16 protein-coding genes are annotated in these 15,404 nt (G+C 73.4%); 10 read left to right on the top strand and 6 right to left on the bottom strand.

Annotation, left to right across the window (positions count from 1 at the left end; all coding sequences use genetic code 11):
- Both EDC50_RS05420 and EDC50_RS16330 read right to left on the bottom strand, forming a co-directional pair.
- The gene (locus EDC50_RS05420) at positions 1-465 is read right to left on the bottom strand and encodes a YaiI/YqxD family protein (RefSeq protein ID WP_123769404.1); all 465 of its coding nucleotides are present in this window, start codon (positions 463-465) and stop codon (positions 1-3) included.
- Positions 466-475: 10 nt separating this feature from the next.
- A complete protein-coding gene (locus EDC50_RS16330; RefSeq protein ID WP_170167591.1) occupies positions 476-619 on the bottom strand; it encodes a hypothetical protein in 144 nt (47 codons plus the stop codon).
- A 140-nt stretch (positions 620-759) separates the two neighbouring features.
- On the opposite strand from EDC50_RS16330, the gene EDC50_RS05415 reads away from it, so the two are divergent.
- Positions 760-2,319 carry a protein adenylyltransferase SelO gene (locus EDC50_RS05415; protein WP_123769651.1) on the top strand — a complete coding sequence of 520 codons (1,560 nt, stop codon included), beginning with the start codon at positions 760-762 and terminating at the stop codon, positions 2,317-2,319.
- Positions 2,320-2,337: 18 nt separating this feature from the next.
- On the opposite strand, the gene EDC50_RS05410 is transcribed toward EDC50_RS05415, so the two are convergent.
- Positions 2,338-3,258 carry an oxygenase MpaB family protein gene (locus EDC50_RS05410; RefSeq protein ID WP_123769403.1) on the bottom strand — a complete coding sequence of 307 codons (921 nt, stop codon included), beginning with the start codon at positions 3,256-3,258 and terminating at the stop codon, positions 2,338-2,340.
- 205 nt (positions 3,259-3,463) lie between these two features.
- Between EDC50_RS05410 and EDC50_RS05405 the strand changes: the two genes are divergently transcribed.
- The 3 genes from EDC50_RS05405 to thpR all read left to right on the top strand — a co-directional run bounded on the left by EDC50_RS05405 (position 3,464) and on the right by thpR (position 6,786).
- Positions 3,464-5,347: an ATP-binding cassette domain-containing protein gene (locus tag EDC50_RS05405; protein ID WP_123769402.1), complete on the top strand. Its 1,884-nt coding sequence runs from the start codon at positions 3,464-3,466 to the stop codon at positions 5,345-5,347.
- Positions 5,348-5,421: 74 nt separating this feature from the next.
- Positions 5,422-6,027, top strand: coding sequence for an alpha-ketoglutarate-dependent dioxygenase AlkB family protein (locus EDC50_RS05400; protein ID WP_199742146.1), 606 nt, complete (start codon positions 5,422-5,424; stop codon positions 6,025-6,027).
- 174 nt (positions 6,028-6,201) lie between these two features.
- Positions 6,202-6,786, top strand: a complete 585-nt coding sequence (gene thpR, locus EDC50_RS05395) for an RNA 2',3'-cyclic phosphodiesterase (protein WP_123769401.1) — start codon at positions 6,202-6,204, stop codon at positions 6,784-6,786.
- 143 nt (positions 6,787-6,929) lie between these two features.
- Here thpR and EDC50_RS05390 read toward each other — a convergent pair whose 3' ends face one another.
- Genes EDC50_RS05390 through EDC50_RS05380 form a run of 3 tightly spaced genes read right to left on the bottom strand, consistent with a single transcriptional unit; the run spans position 6,930 to position 9,859 of the window.
- Positions 6,930-7,310, bottom strand: coding sequence for a SpoIIAA family protein (locus EDC50_RS05390; protein WP_123769400.1), 381 nt, complete (start codon positions 7,308-7,310; stop codon positions 6,930-6,932).
- 30 nt (positions 7,311-7,340) lie between these two features.
- Complete coding sequence (locus tag EDC50_RS05385) at positions 7,341-8,033, bottom strand: MliC family protein (protein ID WP_280530756.1); 693 nt, start codon at positions 8,031-8,033, stop codon at positions 7,341-7,343.
- 56 nt (positions 8,034-8,089) lie between these two features.
- Complete coding sequence (locus EDC50_RS05380) at positions 8,090-9,859, bottom strand: M14 family metallopeptidase (RefSeq protein ID WP_123769398.1); 1,770 nt, start codon at positions 9,857-9,859, stop codon at positions 8,090-8,092.
- 290 nt (positions 9,860-10,149) lie between these two features.
- Between EDC50_RS05380 and EDC50_RS05375 the strand changes: the two genes are divergently transcribed.
- From EDC50_RS05375 to rluF, 6 genes are all read left to right on the top strand, one after another.
- Positions 10,150-10,779, top strand: coding sequence for a glutathione S-transferase family protein (locus EDC50_RS05375; protein ID WP_123769397.1), 630 nt, complete (start codon positions 10,150-10,152; stop codon positions 10,777-10,779).
- A 182-nt stretch (positions 10,780-10,961) separates the two neighbouring features.
- Complete coding sequence (locus tag EDC50_RS05370; protein ID WP_199742087.1) at positions 10,962-12,611, top strand: POT-type proton-dependent oligopeptide transporter; 1,650 nt, start codon at positions 10,962-10,964, stop codon at positions 12,609-12,611.
- Positions 12,612-12,735: 124 nt separating this feature from the next.
- Positions 12,736-13,338: a rhomboid family intramembrane serine protease gene (locus EDC50_RS05365; RefSeq protein WP_123769396.1), complete on the top strand. Its 603-nt coding sequence runs from the start codon at positions 12,736-12,738 to the stop codon at positions 13,336-13,338.
- Between the two features lie 140 nt (positions 13,339-13,478).
- On the top strand, positions 13,479-14,216 hold the full coding sequence (locus tag EDC50_RS05360; protein WP_123769395.1) for a histone H1: 738 nt from the start codon (positions 13,479-13,481) through the stop codon (positions 14,214-14,216).
- A gap of 32 nt (positions 14,217-14,248) precedes the next feature.
- Positions 14,249-14,527 carry a GNAT family N-acetyltransferase gene (locus tag EDC50_RS05355; RefSeq protein WP_123769394.1) on the top strand — a complete coding sequence of 93 codons (279 nt, stop codon included), beginning with the start codon at positions 14,249-14,251 and terminating at the stop codon, positions 14,525-14,527.
- A 123-nt stretch (positions 14,528-14,650) separates the two neighbouring features.
- The gene (gene rluF / locus EDC50_RS05350) at positions 14,651-15,364 is read left to right on the top strand and encodes a 23S rRNA pseudouridine(2604) synthase RluF (RefSeq protein ID WP_425477879.1); all 714 of its coding nucleotides are present in this window, start codon (positions 14,651-14,653) and stop codon (positions 15,362-15,364) included.
- The last annotated feature ends 40 nt before the right edge of the window (positions 15,365-15,404 follow it).

Genomic DNA, 15,404 nt, shown 5'->3' with positions numbered 1-15,404 from the left:
TCAGACCCGGCGCGCGAGCCAGCGGTCGAGTTGCGCCGCGAACGCTTGCCGGTCGCGCGCGTGGAAGGCCGCCGGCCCGCCGGTCTGCACGCCGGCGCCGCGCAGTTCCTCCATGAAGCTGCGCATCGACAGGCGCTGGCCGATGTCGTCGCGGGAGAACGGTGCGCCGCGCGGGTCCAGCGCGGCTGCGCCCTTGTCCAGCGCCCGCGCCGCGAGCGGGATGTCCTGGGTGACCACCAGGTCGCCGGCGCGCAGGTGCAGCACGATCTCGTCGTCGGCCGCATCGGGCCCGCCCGCGACCTGGATCGCGCGCACGTGGCGCGAGGCCGGCGTGCGCAGCCACTGGTTCGCGACCAGCAGCACCTGCACGCCGGTGCGTTCGGCGGCGCGGAACAGGATCTCGCGGATCGGCGCCGGGCAGGCGTCCGCGTCGACCCAGATGCGCGGCGCGGATGCGGCGGTCATGCCGCCGCGCTCACTTGCCGTTCGCGTCGGAGGCCGGCGGACGGGCGGGCGCCTCGCCGCGCGCGGCCTGGCGACGGGCCAGCTTCTCGTCCTGCTTCTTTTTCTTGGCGAGTTCGCGCTGGCGCTTCTCGAAGGGATAGTTGGGCTTGGCCATGGGCGCGCGCTCTCGGCAGGGCGGGCCAGTCTAGGCCATCGCGGGCGCGGGCCGGTGAGGATTCCGTTGCGCCCGATGCGCCGCTTGCATGCCGGCGCGTCGCCTCCATGTCGGAAGGACCCCAGGCCTCCGCCGCGCCCATGCTCGATTTCCGCTTCGACAACGCGTTCGTCCGCGAGCTTCCCGGCGATCCCGAGAGCGGCCCCGGCGTGCGCCAGGTCCACGGCGCGCTGTATTCCCGGGTCGAGCCGACGCCGGTGGCGGCGCCGCGGCTGCTGGCGCATTCGCCCGAGATGGCGCGCGCGCTCGGCCTCACCGAGGCCGACCTGGCCTCGCCGCGGTTCGCGCAGGTGTTCGCCGGCAACGCGCTGCTGCCGGGCATGCAGCCCTACGCGGCCAATTACGGCGGGCACCAGTTCGGGCAATGGGCCGGGCAACTGGGCGACGGCCGCGCCATCGCGCTGGGCGAAGCGGTGAACGCGGCGGGCGAGCGCTGGGAGCTGCAGCTCAAGGGCGCCGGCCCGACCCCGTACTCGCGCCATGCCGACGGCCGCGCGGTGCTGCGCTCGTCGATCCGCGAGTTCCTCTGCAGCGAGGCCATGCACCATCTCGGCGTGCCGACCACGCGCGCGCTGTGCCTGGTCGGCACCGGCGAGGACGTGGTGCGGGACATGTTCTACGACGGCCATCCGCGCCCGGAGCCGGGCGCGATCGTGTGCCGGGTCGCGCCGTCGTTCATCCGCTTCGGCAATTTCGAACTGCCGGCCTCGCGCGGCGAGACCGGGCTGCTGCGGCAGCTCGCCGACTTCTGCATCCGCCGCGATTTCTCCGGGCTGCGCGGCGGAGGCGAAGCGCTGTACGCAGACTGGTTCGCGCAGGTGTGCGAGCGCACCGCGGCGCTGATGGCGCACTGGATGCGCGTGGGTTTCGTGCACGGGGTGATGAACACCGACAACATGTCGATCCTCGGCCTGACCATCGACTACGGGCCGTACGGCTGGATCGACGACTTCGACCCGGACTGGACGCCGAACACCACCGACCGCTACCAGCGCCGCTACCGCTTCGGCCAGCAGCCGCACGTGGCCTATTGGAATCTCGGCTGCCTGGCGGGGGCGCTGGCGCCGCTGTTCGCCGACCACGCGCCGCTGCAGGACGGGCTGCGGCGCTACGCCGAGGCCTTCAACGACGCCGCGCGCCGCGACATCGCCGGCAAGCTCGGCCTGGACGGATGCCGCGAGGACGACATCGCGCTGATGCGCGACCTGCAGGGGCTGATGCACGAGGCGGAGGTCGACATGACCCTGTTCTTCCGCGGCTTGGCCGGGATCGACCCGGCGGCGCCGTCGCCGGCGCCGGTGGAGGAGGCGTTCTACGACCCCGCCAAGCGCGAGGCCGCGGACCCGGCGTTGCGCGACTGGCTGGCGCGCTACGCGCGGCGGCTGCAGGCGCAGGACCTGCCCGCGGATGCGCGCCGGGCGCGCATGAACGCCGTCAATCCGCGCTACGTATTGCGCAACTACCTCGCGCAGCAGGCGATCGACCGCGCCGAGCAGGGCGACCTCGGCGGCGTGCACGAACTGCAGGAGGTGCTGCGCCGGCCGTACGACGACCAGCCCGGCCGCGAGGCCTTCGCGCGACGCCGGCCCGATTGGGCCCGCGACAAGCCGGGCTGCTCGATGCTGTCGTGCAGTTCCTGAGGACCGAGGCCCGAGCGCCTATGGCCAGCGTTCCAGCAGCGAGGGGTCGCGCGCCACGCGCCGGCACGCGCGCGGGGCGACGCCGTCGTCGAGGGCGATCCGGAACAGCGGCGCGATCGCGCGCAGGGTGCGCGCGGCGACGGCCGCCTGCAAGCGCCGGCCCGGCCCGCGCCGCAGCAACGGCCCGGCCCAGTCCGGCAGCAGCGCCGCGCCTGCGCCGAGGAACAGGTCGCGCGACAGGCCGGCGGCCGGCACCGGCAGACGGATCCGCGCCAGCACGTCGAGCACTTCGCGCGAGCGTCGGTCGTAGCGCAGTTCGCCGCGGACCTGCGCGAAGTAGTCGCGCACTTCCGCCTCGGAGGCCGGTACCTCGCGCGCGCCCAGCGCCTCGGCGACGCGGCGCACCTCGGCGTAGTAGGCGTCGGCCGCGCCGGCCGGCAGCGGCAGCGGCGCGTAGCGGCGGAAGCCTTCGAGGAAGCCGTAGCTCTCGGTGACGTGCACCCAGGTCAGCAGGCGCGGATCGTCGGCGCGGTACGGGCGCCCGTCGGGCGCCGCACCCCGGACCTGCGCGTGGATCGCGGCGACCCGGGCGATCAGCTTCTCCGCCTCGGCGCGCGATGCGTAGGTGGTGCCGGCGACGAAGTTGGTGGTGCGGCGCAGCCGCCCGACCAGGTCCGCACGGAAGTTCGAATGGTCCCAGACGCCCGCCAGCGCCAGCGGATGCAGGGTCTGCAACATCAGCGCGCACAACCCGCCGGACAGCATGCCGGGGAAGTCGGCGTGGATGCGCCAGGTGACGCTGTCGGGGCCGAACAGGCCCGGATCGCCGGCGGGACGGTCGTAGTCGATGCCGCTGTGGCCGCGCGGGAAGGCGCTTAGCACCCAGCGGCGGATCTGGGCCGAAGCGGGAGCGGCGAGCGCGCGCAGGGTCGGCTTCATGGCGTTTTCATCATCCCATGCGGGCGGGCCGATTTTCGGCGACGGCGCTGCGCGGACCGACGCGGACGAAGACGCCGACGGGCCGCGATGCATCGCTCCGCCGCGTTCTCCCTCCGATCGCTTCCGCCGCGCGCATCCGCGCAAACCCGTGGCGAAGAACGCCGGCCGCCGGCGGGCGGGGAGGGGTTGGCCGTACAATGCCGCGATGCCCCTGATCACCCTGAACAACGTCGACTACGGCGTCGGCGGCCCCTTGCTGCTGGACGACGTCGGCCTCGCCATCGAGCCCGGCGAGCGCATCGCGCTGATCGGCCGCAACGGCGCCGGCAAGTCGACCCTGCTGAAGCTGATCGCCGGCGAGCTGCAGCCCGACGACGGCGAAGTGCGGCGCGAGGGCGGCGTGCGCGTGGCGCGCTTGGAGCAGGAGGTGCCGGCCGGTGCCGACGGCGACGTCTGGGACGTGGTCGCCGGCGGCCTCGGCGAGCTCGGCGCCTGGCTGGCGCAGTACCACCACCTGGCCCAGGCCGCGACGGTGGACACCGGGGCGCTGGCGCAGGTGCAGTCGCGGATCGAGGCCGCGCAGGGCTGGGCGCTGGACCAGCGCGTCACCGAGACCCTGTCGCGGCTGGACCTGGACGGCGCCGCGGCGTTCGCGCGGCTCTCGGGCGGCATGAAGCGGCGCGTGCTGCTGGCGCGCGCGCTGGTGTCCGCGCCGGACGTGCTGCTGCTGGACGAGCCGACCAACCACCTCGACATCGAGGCGATCGACTGGCTGGAAGGGTTCCTCAAGGCCTGGCCGGGCGCCCTGGTGTTCGTCACCCACGACCGCCGCTTCCTGCGCGCGTTGGCCACGCGCATCGTCGAGATCGACCGCGGCCGCGTCACCGGCTGGCCGGGAGACTGGGCCAATTACCTGCGCCGGCGCGAGGAGCGCCTGCACGCCGAGGCGCAGGAGAACGCGCGCTTCGACAAGCTGCTGGCGCAGGAGGAGGTGTGGATCCGCCAGGGCATCAAGGCCCGCCGCACCCGCGACGAGGGCCGGGTACGCCGGCTCGAGGCGATGCGCGCGGAGCGGGCGCAGCGGCGCGAAACCCAGGGCAGGGTGCGGATGGACCTGGCCGAGGCGGAGAGCTCCGGGCGCAAGGTGATCGAGGCGCGCGAGGTCTCGTTCGCCTACGGCGACCGCGCCCTGGTGCGGGATTTCTCCACCACGGTCTTCCGCGGCGACCGCATCGGGCTGATCGGCCCCAACGGCAGCGGCAAGACCACGCTGCTGCGGCTGCTGCTGGGCGAACTGCGGCCGGACAGCGGCGAAGTGCGGCTCGGCAGCAACCTGCAGGTGGCCTATTTCGACCAGCACCGCGCCACGTTGCGCGAGGACTGGAACGCGCTGGAGAACGTCGCCGAAGGCCGCGAATACGTCGAGGTCGGCGGCAAGTCCAAGCATGCGATCGGCTACCTGCAGGACTTCCTGTTCACCCCGGAGCGGGCGCGCGCGCCGATCTCGCGGCTGTCCGGCGGCGAGCGCAACCGCCTGCTGCTGGCCAAGCTGTTCGCGCAACCGTCCAACCTGCTGGTGATGGACGAGCCGACCAACGACCTCGACGTGGAGACGCTGGAGCTGCTCGAGGAACTGCTCGCCGAATACCCCGGCACGCTGCTGCTGGTCAGCCACGACCGCGACTTCCTCGACAACGTGGTGACCTCGACGCTGGCGATGGAAGGCGAAGGCCGGATCGGCGAATACGTCGGCGGCTACAGCGATTGGCTGCGGCAGCGGCCGGCGCCGGCGGCCGTGGCCGAGCCGGCCAGACCGGCCGCGAAGGCCGCAGCGAAGCCGAAGGCCGCGCCGGAAGCCGCGGCCACGCCCCGGCGCAAGCTCAGCTACAAGGACGCGCGCGAGCTGGAGCAGCTGCCGGCGCGGATCGAAGCGCTGGAGGCGCGGCTGGCGGAGCTCGCCGCGCGGATCAACGATCCCGCGTTCTACCAGCGCGGCGCCGCCGAGATCGCCGCCGGCAACGCCGAGCTGGGCCGGGTCCAGGCCGAGCTGGATGCGGCCTACGCGCGCTGGGCCGAACTGGAGGGTTAACGGTTCAGCCTCGCCGCCGCCGCGGCGCAGCCGGTGCGACGCGTTTCGCGCATGCTGGCGCCATGGGCATGGCAATGCAGTGCGGCCTGTTCGAAAGCGGGCCGCAACGGATCTTCGACGACGCCGAGGGCGGCGTGCGCTACTTCCCGGCGCTGGTGCCGCAGCCGCTCGCGGCGCGTTGGTTCGACGAGCTGCGCGAACAGGTGGCCTGGCAGGCGCAGCGCCGGCCGATGTACGACCGCGTGGTCGACGTGCCGCGCCTGGTCGCCGGCTACCGGCTGGATGCGCCCGATCTGCCGCCGGCGCTGCGCGAGGCGCAGCGCGCGGTCGTTTCCCTGCTGCCGGCCCCATTCAACGCGGCCGGCCTGAACCTGTACCGCGACGGCCGCGACAGCGTCGCCCCGCACAACGACAAGCTGCACGGCCTCGAGCCGGGCCAGCCGATCGCGGTGCTGTCGTTGGGGGCGCCGCGCCGGATGACGATCCGCGCCAAGGCGCCGCCGCGCACGGCGGTGCACCTGGAGCTGGCGCCCGGCAGCCTGCTGGTGATGAGCCACCTGTCGCAGTACCACTACGACCATGGCGTACCCAAGACCCGCGATGCGGTCGGGCCGCGCATCAGCCTGGCGTTCCGGGTGCGCCCGCCGCAGCCGTTGCGGTCCGCCGCGCGAGGCGGGTAGATCGGGCCGCGCTCCTGCGATCCGGTGGGGGCGGCATCGCGGGCGAGGCGGACGAAGGCGGCATCGGCCGTCGCGCAGCGGCGTACGGCGGCGAGGTGGAACCATCGATGCGGCGGGCCGTGCAGCGCTCGCACCGGCGGCGGAGGCGGAAGGGCGAGGCGCTAGACTGCGCCGATGACGCAACCCGACCTGTTCCCGGCGCCCGCGCCGCAGCCGTTGCACCGGCTGTTCTTCGCCCTGTGGCCCGACGACGCGTTGCGCGCACAGGCCGCCGGCGTGGCCGCCGAGCTGCGCCGCCGGCACGGCAACGACGGGCGCCTGCTCAATCCGCGGCGCTATCACCTGACCCTGCGGTTCCTCGGCGATTTCCCGGGCGAGTTGCCGGCATCGGCGCTCGCCGGCGCGCGTGCCGCAGGCGATGCGGTGCGCGCGCCGGCGTTCGAACTGGTGCTGGACCGGGCCGGCAGTTTCGGCCGCAACCGCTCGATTCCCTGGTGGCTCGGCTGCGCGCCGGACCACGCGGCGCTGCAGGCGCTGTGGCGGCGCCTCGGGGAGGCGTTGGCGCAGCGACGGCTGCGCGATGCGTCCGGGCACAGGACGCTGGCGCCGCACCTGACCGTGGTCCGCGATGCGCGCCGCGCGCTGCCGGAAACCCCGATCGTGCCGCTGCATTGGCGGGTCGACCGCTTCGTGCTGGTCCACAGCGAGCTGGGCCAGCGCAATGCCTACACGCTGCTCGGGGAGTGGCCGTTGGGGTGACCGCCGGAGCCGGCGGCGGCGCGTCGCCGCGGCGGAGCGGCCCGCGCCTGGTCGATCGGCCTCGCGGCGCCGGCCGGGGCCTCGGCGGCATCCGGCCGCGGGCCACCGGCATGCGGCGGCCGCGCGTGCTCGCGTCGCGGCGGTCAGCGCTCCGCCGGCACGTCCGCCGCCCAGGCCATCGCCTCGGCGCGCTCGCCGGGGGCGAACGCGCGGATCTCGGTGCCCGGGAAGAACACGCCGGCGAACTCCGACACCCGCGCCATCCATTCGCGTTCGGTGATCACCGCGCCGCGGGCGAAGCGGTGGTACTCGCCGAACTTGCCCAGCGCGTAGCGCAGGTCCTTGCCCAGGGCTTCGGCGGTGAGGCCGGTGAAGCCGGTCAGGTCGACGTACAGGCCGATGCGGCGGTAGCCGCCGAGGCGGGCCTCGAGCTCGGCGATGCAGCGGTCGTAGTCGGCGCCGGTGAGCGTGCCGGTGAAGTGGAACGCGGCCACGTGCGGCGGGGAAGGCAGGATCTCGAGCATGCGCGGGTCCTCTCGTTCGCTTGGGTGCGGCTACAGGAAGGCCCCGCAGCCGTGGTAGGTCCTGTCGCCGACGCGCAGCTCGGCGCGCGCGGGGAAGCGCTGGCCGTTCATGGCGTCCGTGCAGGGCGTGCGTTCGATCCGCAACCGCACCGGGGTGCCGTCCGCCGCGGTGCCGGCGAGGCCGTCCGCGGCCGCGGCGGTATGCGGCAGATCGAGCCGGCGCTCGCCGTAGTCGAGCACCGCGCGCAGCGCCGGCGCCTCGCCGTGTCCCACTTCGACGTACCAGCCGGGCTCGTTGCCGCCGGCGCGGAAGCCGACGCCGCGCGCGGCGGCGGCCTCCCGGGGCGTCGGCTCGCGCCGGCATTCGCGCGCGGTTTCGCCGGCCAGTGCCAGCGTGCCGTGCTCGCCCTTGGTCCAGAACTCGTTGCCGCGCCCGTCGGCGTAGCGCGCGCCCGAGGCCGCGGGCGCCTGCGGCAGGGCCAGGGCGCGGCCGGGCAGGGACAAGGCCACGCGCCGGGCTGCGTTGTCGAACTCGGCGCGGACCCGCTGCTCGCCGCATCGCCAATGGCTGGCGGGCGCAGCCGGGGGGCTCGCGCCGGCGCGCGCGGACGCCGCTGCTGCCGGCGGGGCCGGCACCGGCCGCGCCGTGCCGCCGTCGCGCTCGGTGCGGCAGCCGGCGAGCGCGGCGGCGCAGGCGAACGCAACGATCGGCAGGCGCCGCATCCGACGGAACCGGGCGTCCATGCGCGCAGCCTAGCCGCGCGCGTGTTCAGGGATCGTCAGCGCGGCACGGCGTCGGTGCGCAGCACGGGGTACAGGTTGTAGCGGTCGTCCCAGGACGCGTGCCGGCGGGCGAAGAATTCCAGCCGCGCCTGCGGATCCTTGGCGAACGCCGGGTCCTCCCGCAGCCGGCGCTCGAATTCGGCCTTGACCTGCGGGTCGCGCAGCATCTCGCGCGCGACCTCCTCGGCGACGTAGTCCTCCATGTACTCCTTGCGCTCGAAGGCGTTGTTGAACTCGCCCCAGGCGGCCAGCGCGTCCGGCGCCTGCGGTTCGAGCAGCGCCATCGCCAGGCGCGCCTTGGGCTGGGCGATCGGCACGAACAGCGCGCCGGCGCTGACGTCGCGCGTCTCGCGCCGCCAGGCGCCTGCCAGCGTGGTGCGCTGGTGGCCTTCGACGGACTGGTTCGAGAACTCGGCCTGGTCGGCGCGGAACGCTTCCACCTGCGCCCCGGCGAGCGCGGCGTCGAGGCGGCGGTACCCGATGCCGTGCTGGTCGAGCTTGGCGCCGACCCGGGCCGCATGCGCGGCCGGCACCAGATAGCCGCCCTTGGGCGCGGTGACGGTCAGCGCCGGCACGATCCGGTCGCGCAGCGGCACGCGCCAGATCTGCGGCCGGCTCTCGTCGTAGCGGGTCATCAGCGCGCCGGAGACCTCCGACGACGTGCGCGTGTAGGCGTAGCCGCGGAAGGCGATGGTGCGGGCCTGCCCGGTGGCCTGGTAGTCCAGCGGTACCGGCTGGCCGCCGAGCTTCGCCGCGCGCGCATCGGCCTCGCGCGCCTGGCGCAGCCACGCGCGGCCGTGGCGCGCCACCAGGTCCAGCGTCGCCAGCACGGTGTTGCGGGTCACCCGCACCCGATGCGGGTAGTCGCGCCAGGAATGCGTCTCCACCAGCATGCCGATGCGGTTGCGCAGGAAGAAATAGCCGTGCGAGAAGCGCGGCGTGGCGACGTCGTCCTCGAAGCCGGACGCCGGGTCGTCGTACTGCACGAAGGAGGGGTAGAACGGCAGCGGCAGCGAGCCCTGCTTGGCCAGGCGCGCGATCACGCCGTCGCGCAGCGCGGTGCCGGCCCGGCGCAGGCGCTCGTCGCCGGCGTGCACCGGCTCGACCTGGATCGACACGTCGTGCTCGAACTTGGCGCCGTCGGTGACGTGCAGGTCGACGTAGACCAGCGGGTCCCAGGCCTCGACCAGCGCGAGCATCGCCTGCATCTCCGGCGAGTCGGCCTTGGCGTAGTCGCGGTTGAGGTTGTAGTTCTGCGCGGTGGTGCGCCAGCCCATTTCCTCGGGGCCGCGCTGGTTGGGCCGGTTCCAGGCCCGGAACCGCTCGTGACCGTCGACGTTGAACACCGGCACGAACAGCAGCACCTGCCGCTCCAGCGCGCCCGGCGCGGCCTGGCCGTCGAGCATCTCGCGCAGGGCGAGGAAGCCCGCGTCCTTGCCGTCGATCTCGCCGGCGTGGATGCCGCCCTGGACCAGCGTCACCGGCAAGCCCCGGGCCCGGGCCGCCTCCGGGGTGAGCGCGCCGGACGTGGAGGCGATCAGCACCTTCATCGGCCGCCCCTCCGGCGTGGTGCCGAAGTCGGCGCAGCGCACCGCCTGCGGGTAGCGTTGGGCGAAGGCCGCGCACAGCGCGACCACTTCGTCGTAGCGGCCGGTCCTGAGGAAGCCGCTGCGCTCGGCGACGGTGGTCAGGCCCGGGTCCGCGGCGGTCGCGGCGGCAGGCAGGGCGGAAGCGATCAGGGCGGCGAGCAGGAGCGGGCGGATCATCGCGCGAGCGTCTCGGCTGTGAGGTCGGCGCATGGTAGCCGAGCGCGCGCGGCGCACCGCCTGTCCAAGGTCACGCTGCCGCCGCCGTCTGGCAGCAGTTCGCGGCCGCGTGGCCGTGCTCGCCGCGACGGGCGGAGGAAACGCGGCGCAGCCGCGCCCGTTCGCGGCCTTGCACGGCGCCGCGGCGCCCGCCGTTTCCGTGTCCATCGCGGCCGGAAACGGCCGAGCCGCGACGCGCCGGCGCGCCGCGCCCGCATGCGATCATGCCCGCCCCGCCCGAGGAGCCGCCCATGTATCGCCTCTATTACGCGCCCGGCGCCGCCAGCCTGGTGGTCCATTGGCTGCTGATCGAAATGGGCCAGCCTCACGCGCTGCAGCGGGTCGACATGGACGCCCGGCAGCAGAAGAGCGCGGAGTATCTGGCGCTGAACCCCAACGGCACGGTGCCGACCTTGATCGCCGACGGGCGGCCGCTGTACGAAGCGGCGGCGCTGGTGCTGTACCTGGCCGACCGCCATGCCGAAGCGGGGCTGGCGCCCGCCGTGGGCGACCCGCAGCGCGGCGAGTACTGCCAGTGGCTGCTCAACCTCGCCAACACGGTGCAGTCGCCGATGCGGCTGTGGTGGTATCCGCAGGACCTGCACGGGCTGCCCGAAGATGCGGTGCGCGAGGCGGCGCGCCGGCGTGTGGAAGCGGCCTGGGAACGGCTGGACGCGCACTTGGCCGCGCGCGGGCCCTACCTGCTCGGCGAGCGCGTCAGCGCCGTCGACTTCTACCTCGTCATGCTGATGCGCTGGACCCGCAAGATGCCGCGCCCGGGCGACGCCTGGCCGCACCTGGGGGCGCTGGCCGGGCGGATGAAGGCACGACCGTCGTTCGCCGCACTGTACGAGCGCGAGGGCCTGAGCGAGTGGCGCTGAGCGCCGGCGCGGGCGCAGGCGCGACACGCCGCCGCGCGAGCCGGCGATCTTCGCGGCCATGCCGGATCCGGTGCCTCGGGCGGGCCCGGGGTCCGATCGGGTAGTCTTGCCCTTTCGCTTGCCCGGGCCGGAAGCCGGGGCGCAGTCGGCAGGACGCCCGCCAACGCAGGAAAACCACGCAGATGACGACGACCGCAGCCGCAGCCGCCGCCACCGCGCCGGGCAAGATGCCCCGGCAGATCCCCTACATCATCGGCAACGAAGCCTGCGAGCGCTTCAGCTTCTACGGGATGCGCAACATCCTGGTGACGTTCCTGGCCAGCAGCGCGCTGCTGGCCTACCTGCCCGCGGCCGAGCGGGACGCGATGGCGAAGGAGGTCTTCCACAGCTTCGTCATCGGCGTGTACTTCTTCCCGCTGCTCGGCGGCTGGCTGTCCGACCGCTTCTTCGGCAAGTACAACACCATCCTCTGGTTCTCGCTGATCTACTGCGCCGGCCATGCCTGCCTGGCGATCTTCGAGAACCACCTGACCGGCTTCTACTTCGGCCTGTTCCTGATCGCGCTGGGCTCCGGCGGCATCAAGCCGCTGGTGGTGTCCTTCGTCGGCGACCAGTTCGACCAGACCAACAAGGACAAGGCCAAGGTCGTGTTCGACGCGTTCTACTGGAGCATCAACTTCGGCAGCTTCTTCGCCTCGCTGCTGATGCCGCTGTTCCTGCGTTCGTTCGGGCCGGCGGTCGCGTTCGGCATTCCGGGCGCGCTGATGTTCGTGGCCACGCTGATCTTCTGGCTCGGCCGCGGCAAGTACGTGCGCGTGCCGCCCACCCGCGGGCGGGATCCGGACACCTTCGGCAACGTCGCGCGCACCGCGCTGACCGCCGCGGCCCCGGGCGAAGGGCGGCCGGGCTGGTGGATCGCGCTGGCGGGCGCCGTGGCCGCCGCGGCGATCCTGGCCGGATGGGCGGCGCAGGCGCTGATGCACCTGGCGGGCGCCGGGGCCGCCTGGTGGCCGCAGGCCTTCGACTTCGTCAAGAGCGCCTGCGTCGCGCTGCTGGTGCTGATCGTCTGCGGCGGCATCGGCGTCGCCCTGCAACTCGAGCGCGCCCGCGGCCGCCATCCCGACGCCGCGGTCAACAGCGCGCGGGCGGTGCTGCGGATCCTGATCGTGTTCGGCCTGATCACCCCGTTCTGGTCGCTGTTCGACCAGAAGGCCTCGACCTGGGTGCTGCAAGGCGAGGCGATGCGGGTGCCGCACGAGCTGTGGTGGTGGCCGAGCTGGCTGGTGAAGGAGGCCGCGCAGATGCAGGCGCTCAACCCGCTGCTGGTGATGCTGATCATTCCGTTCAACAACCTGGTCCTGTACCCGGTGCTGCGCCGGATGGGGTTCGCGGTGACCGCGCTGCAGCGCATGGGCTGGGGCATCGCGTTCTCGGCGCTCGCGTGGGTGGTCGCGGGCATGATCCAGCTGCACATCGACGGCGGCACGCCGACCTCGCTGGCGTGGCAGGCGCTGCCGTACGTGCTGCTGACCTTCGGCGAGGTGCTGGTGTCGGCCACCGCGCTGGAATTCGCCTACAGCCAGGCGACGCTGGCGATGAAGGGCGTGATCATGGCGCTGTGGTACCTGTCGGTGACGTTCGGCAACCTGTGGGTGCTGCTCACCAACGTCGCCGTGCGCAACGAGGCGGTGATCCAGCGCATCGCCGCGACCGGGCTGAGCGAGAACGCCTTCCTGATGTTCTTCTTCGCCGGGTTCGCGCTGGTGTGCGCGATCGCGTTCGCGCTCTACGCACGCGTCTACCCGATGCAGGACAACTACCGCACCGCCTAGCGCGCCCCGGCCCGCGGGCGCTTCGCCCGCCGCCGCCAGGGCGGGGAGGCGAAGCCTTCGGGAAGGCCGCCGCTTCTCCCTCCCGCCCGCAGGCGCAACCGAACCCCACTCCTCGAGGCTCCGCATGCTGACCTTGGCTTTGATCGCGGTAACCGTGCTGGTGTCCTGGCTGGCGTTCCAGCGGCCGCGGTTGATCGAGAGGCTGATCCTGTGGCCGCCGGCGGTCGACCGGCAGCGGCAGTACGACCGCCTGCTCACCCACGGCTTGGTGCACGCCGACTGGGGCCACCTGCTGTTCAACATGATCACGCTGTTCTTCTTCGGCCGCGTGATCGAGTCGGTGGTGGGCGGGTTGATCGGGCCGCTCGGCTTCGTGCTGTTCTACCTGTCGGCGATCGTGGTCGCGATCCTGCCGAGCTACCTGCGCCATCGCCACGATCCGCACTACCGCAGCCTGGGCGCGTCCGGCGCCGTGTCGGCGGTGCTGTTCGCCTACGTCCTGCTGCAGCCGTGGTCGCTGATCATCGTGCTGGTGGTGCCGGTGCCGGCGATCCTGTACGCGGTGGTCTACGTCGCCTATTCGTTCTGGATGGACAAGCGCGGCGGCGACAACATCAACCACAACGCGCACCTGTCCGGGGCGATCTACGGCGTGCTGTTCATGCTGCTGATGGAGCCGCGGCTGGGCGGCGAGTTCCTGCGCCGGCTGGCCAGCCCGGGCTTCTGAGAGGGCGGGGCCGGCGTCGGCGGGAGGCGGCACGGCCGGGCCGGGCGCAACGTTCCGGTGCCGCGACCGCGGTGCTCACCCGTTCTGCATGCGCGGCGTGATAAAGGGGGCCGTTCGAACCAGCCTCCAGGAGGTCACGCGTGGCTACCAAGAAAACCGCCAAGGCGGCGAAGACGTCCGCCGGCAAGAAGACCGCGAACAAGCGCGTCGCCCAGGCCGCGCGCAAGAGCGCGGCGGCCAGGAAGGCGGCGCGCAAGACCGCGGCCCCGGCGCGGGTCGCCCCGCGCAAGGGCGCTGCGAAGAAGGCCGCCAAGAAAGCCGTGAAGCAGACCTCGACCCGGGCGACCACCGCCAAGAAGGCCGCGGCCAAGAAGGCCGCCGCCCCGCGCGCCGGCTCCCGGCAGGCGGCGAAGAAGAGCGCCGGCAGGAAGGCGGCGGGCAAGAAGGTGGCGGGCAAGAAGGCCGCAGCGAAGAAGACGCCGGCCAAGACCGCCGCTCGCCCGGCCAGCCCGCGGCGCCGGCCGAGCGAGCGCCAGGTACCGCCGGCGCCCGCCACCGAGCCCACCGCCGAGGCCGCCGCCGAGCGCGGGCAGGCGCAGGAACGGGACGCGCTGGCCGGCGAGGGCGCCGGCATCACCCCCGAGCAGGCCCTGGCCAACACCGAGGAACTGCTCGCGGCCAAGCAGGAGCGCGACCGGCAGACCCCGCCCTGGCGCGAGCTCGAGGGGCGCCGCGGCGGCCGCGACGAACCGGCGGGCGACCGCACCGCCGAAGCGCAGCGCACCGAACTGCACGAGGCCGAGAGCAACAAGCCGGCGATCCACGGCAGCATCGGCGCCGGCGAACACCACGACCAGGGCAAGCGCGACGCGCGGTGAGGCAGGCTGGGACGAACCCGGGGAGAGCGATCATGACCGTACACGAGGTCCTGCACGACGCCGAGCGCCGCCAGTTCGCCATCGCGGTCGACGGCGAACTGGCCCGGCTCGACTACCGGGTCGAGGACGGACGGATGGTGATCGCGCACACCGGCGTGCCGGACGCGATCGCCGGCCGCGGCATCGCCGGCGAGCTGGTGCGGGCGGCGTTCGAGCACGCCCGCGCACGGGGCTGGCGGGTGCGTCCGGCCTGCGCCTATGCCGCCGGCTGGGCGGAGCGGCACCCGGAGTACAACCAGCTGCTCGGCTGAGGGACTCCCGTCGTCCGTGCCCGCCGGCATCCGGCGCCGGCCCGGCCGGTGCATGCGCTGCTGCGCCCCGCGCGCCGATGTGCCAGCATGCGCGCCCCTCCCCGAGCCCTCGCCGGCACGCGCATGCGCCTGAACAAACACATCAGCGAGACCGGTTTCTGCTCCCGCCGCGAGGCCGACCGCCTCATCGCCGAGGGCCGGGTCACGGTCAACGGCCTGCGCGCGCGGATCGGCGCCGAGATCGCCGAAGGCGACCAGGTGCTGGTCGACGGCGAGCCGCTGCGCGTGCGCAAGGTCGGCAAGGGCCAGCGCCGCCACGTCTACATCGCGCTGAACAAGCCGGTCGGGATCGTCTGCACGACCGAGTCCGGGGTGAAGGACAACATCGTCGACTTCGTCGGCCACGAGCGCCGGATCTTCCCGATCGGCCGGCTCGACAAGGATTCCGAGGGCCTGATCCTGCTGACCAGCAACGGCGACATCGTCAACGAGATCCTGCGCGCCGAGAACAAGCTCGAGAAGGAATACCTGGTGGCCGTCAACCATCCGGTCACCGACGAGTTCCTGCGCGGCATGAGCCGCGGCGTGCCGGTGCACGGGCAGACGACGCTGCCGTGCAAGACCGGCAAGCTCGGCAAGTTCGGCTTCCGCATCGTCCTGGTGCAGGGCCTGAACCGGCAGATCCGGCTGATGGCGGCGCACTTCGGCTACCGGGTGAAGACGCTGGTCCGGGTGCGCATCGGCAACGTCCGGCTCGGCCATCTCAAGCCGGGGCAGTGGCGCAACCTGACCGACGCCGAGCTGCGCGGGCTGCTGCCGCAACGCAGCGAGTGGTAGCCGCGGCGTGCATCCGGGCCTCACACCTGCGACGATAAGA

Source organism: Vulcaniibacterium tengchongense, assembly GCF_003814555.1.
Classification (GTDB): domain Bacteria; phylum Pseudomonadota; class Gammaproteobacteria; order Xanthomonadales; family Xanthomonadaceae; genus Vulcaniibacterium; species Vulcaniibacterium tengchongense.
Note: the sequence above shows the minus strand (reverse complement) of the source record. Positions and strands in the feature narration are given on the sequence as shown.

Bases quoted from the DNA above. Each gene is read 5' to 3' on its own strand.
- EDC50_RS05405 (WP_123769402.1), top strand. From the start codon at position 3,464: ATGCCCCTGATCACCCTGAACAACGTCGACTACGGCGTCGGCGGCCCC.
- thpR (WP_123769401.1), top strand. From the start codon at position 6,202: ATGACGCAACCCGACCTGTTCCCGGCGCCCGCGCCGCAGCCGTTGCAC.
- EDC50_RS05415 (WP_123769651.1), top strand. From the start codon at position 760: ATGCTCGATTTCCGCTTCGACAACGCGTTCGTCCGCGAGCTTCCCGGC.
- EDC50_RS05385 (WP_280530756.1), bottom strand. From the start codon at position 8,033: ATGCGGCGCCTGCCGATCGTTGCGTTCGCCTGCGCCGCCGCGCTCGCC.
- EDC50_RS05375 (WP_123769397.1), top strand. From the start codon at position 10,150: ATGTATCGCCTCTATTACGCGCCCGGCGCCGCCAGCCTGGTGGTCCAT.
- EDC50_RS05355 (WP_123769394.1), top strand. From the start codon at position 14,249: ATGACCGTACACGAGGTCCTGCACGACGCCGAGCGCCGCCAGTTCGCC.
- rluF (WP_425477879.1), top strand. From the start codon at position 14,651: ATGCGCCTGAACAAACACATCAGCGAGACCGGTTTCTGCTCCCGCCGC.
- EDC50_RS05380 (WP_123769398.1), bottom strand. From the start codon at position 9,859: ATGATCCGCCCGCTCCTGCTCGCCGCCCTGATCGCTTCCGCCCTGCCT.
- EDC50_RS16330 (WP_170167591.1), bottom strand. From the start codon at position 619: ATGGCCAAGCCCAACTATCCCTTCGAGAAGCGCCAGCGCGAACTCGCC.
- EDC50_RS05400 (WP_199742146.1), top strand. From the start codon at position 5,422: ATGCAGTGCGGCCTGTTCGAAAGCGGGCCGCAACGGATCTTCGACGAC.
- EDC50_RS05390 (WP_123769400.1), bottom strand. From the start codon at position 7,310: ATGCTCGAGATCCTGCCTTCCCCGCCGCACGTGGCCGCGTTCCACTTC.
- EDC50_RS05420 (WP_123769404.1), bottom strand. From the start codon at position 465: ATGACCGCCGCATCCGCGCCGCGCATCTGGGTCGACGCGGACGCCTGC.
- EDC50_RS05370 (WP_199742087.1), top strand. From the start codon at position 10,962: ATGACGACGACCGCAGCCGCAGCCGCCGCCACCGCGCCGGGCAAGATG.
- EDC50_RS05410 (WP_123769403.1), bottom strand. From the start codon at position 3,258: ATGAAGCCGACCCTGCGCGCGCTCGCCGCTCCCGCTTCGGCCCAGATC.
- EDC50_RS05365 (WP_123769396.1), top strand. From the start codon at position 12,736: ATGCTGACCTTGGCTTTGATCGCGGTAACCGTGCTGGTGTCCTGGCTG.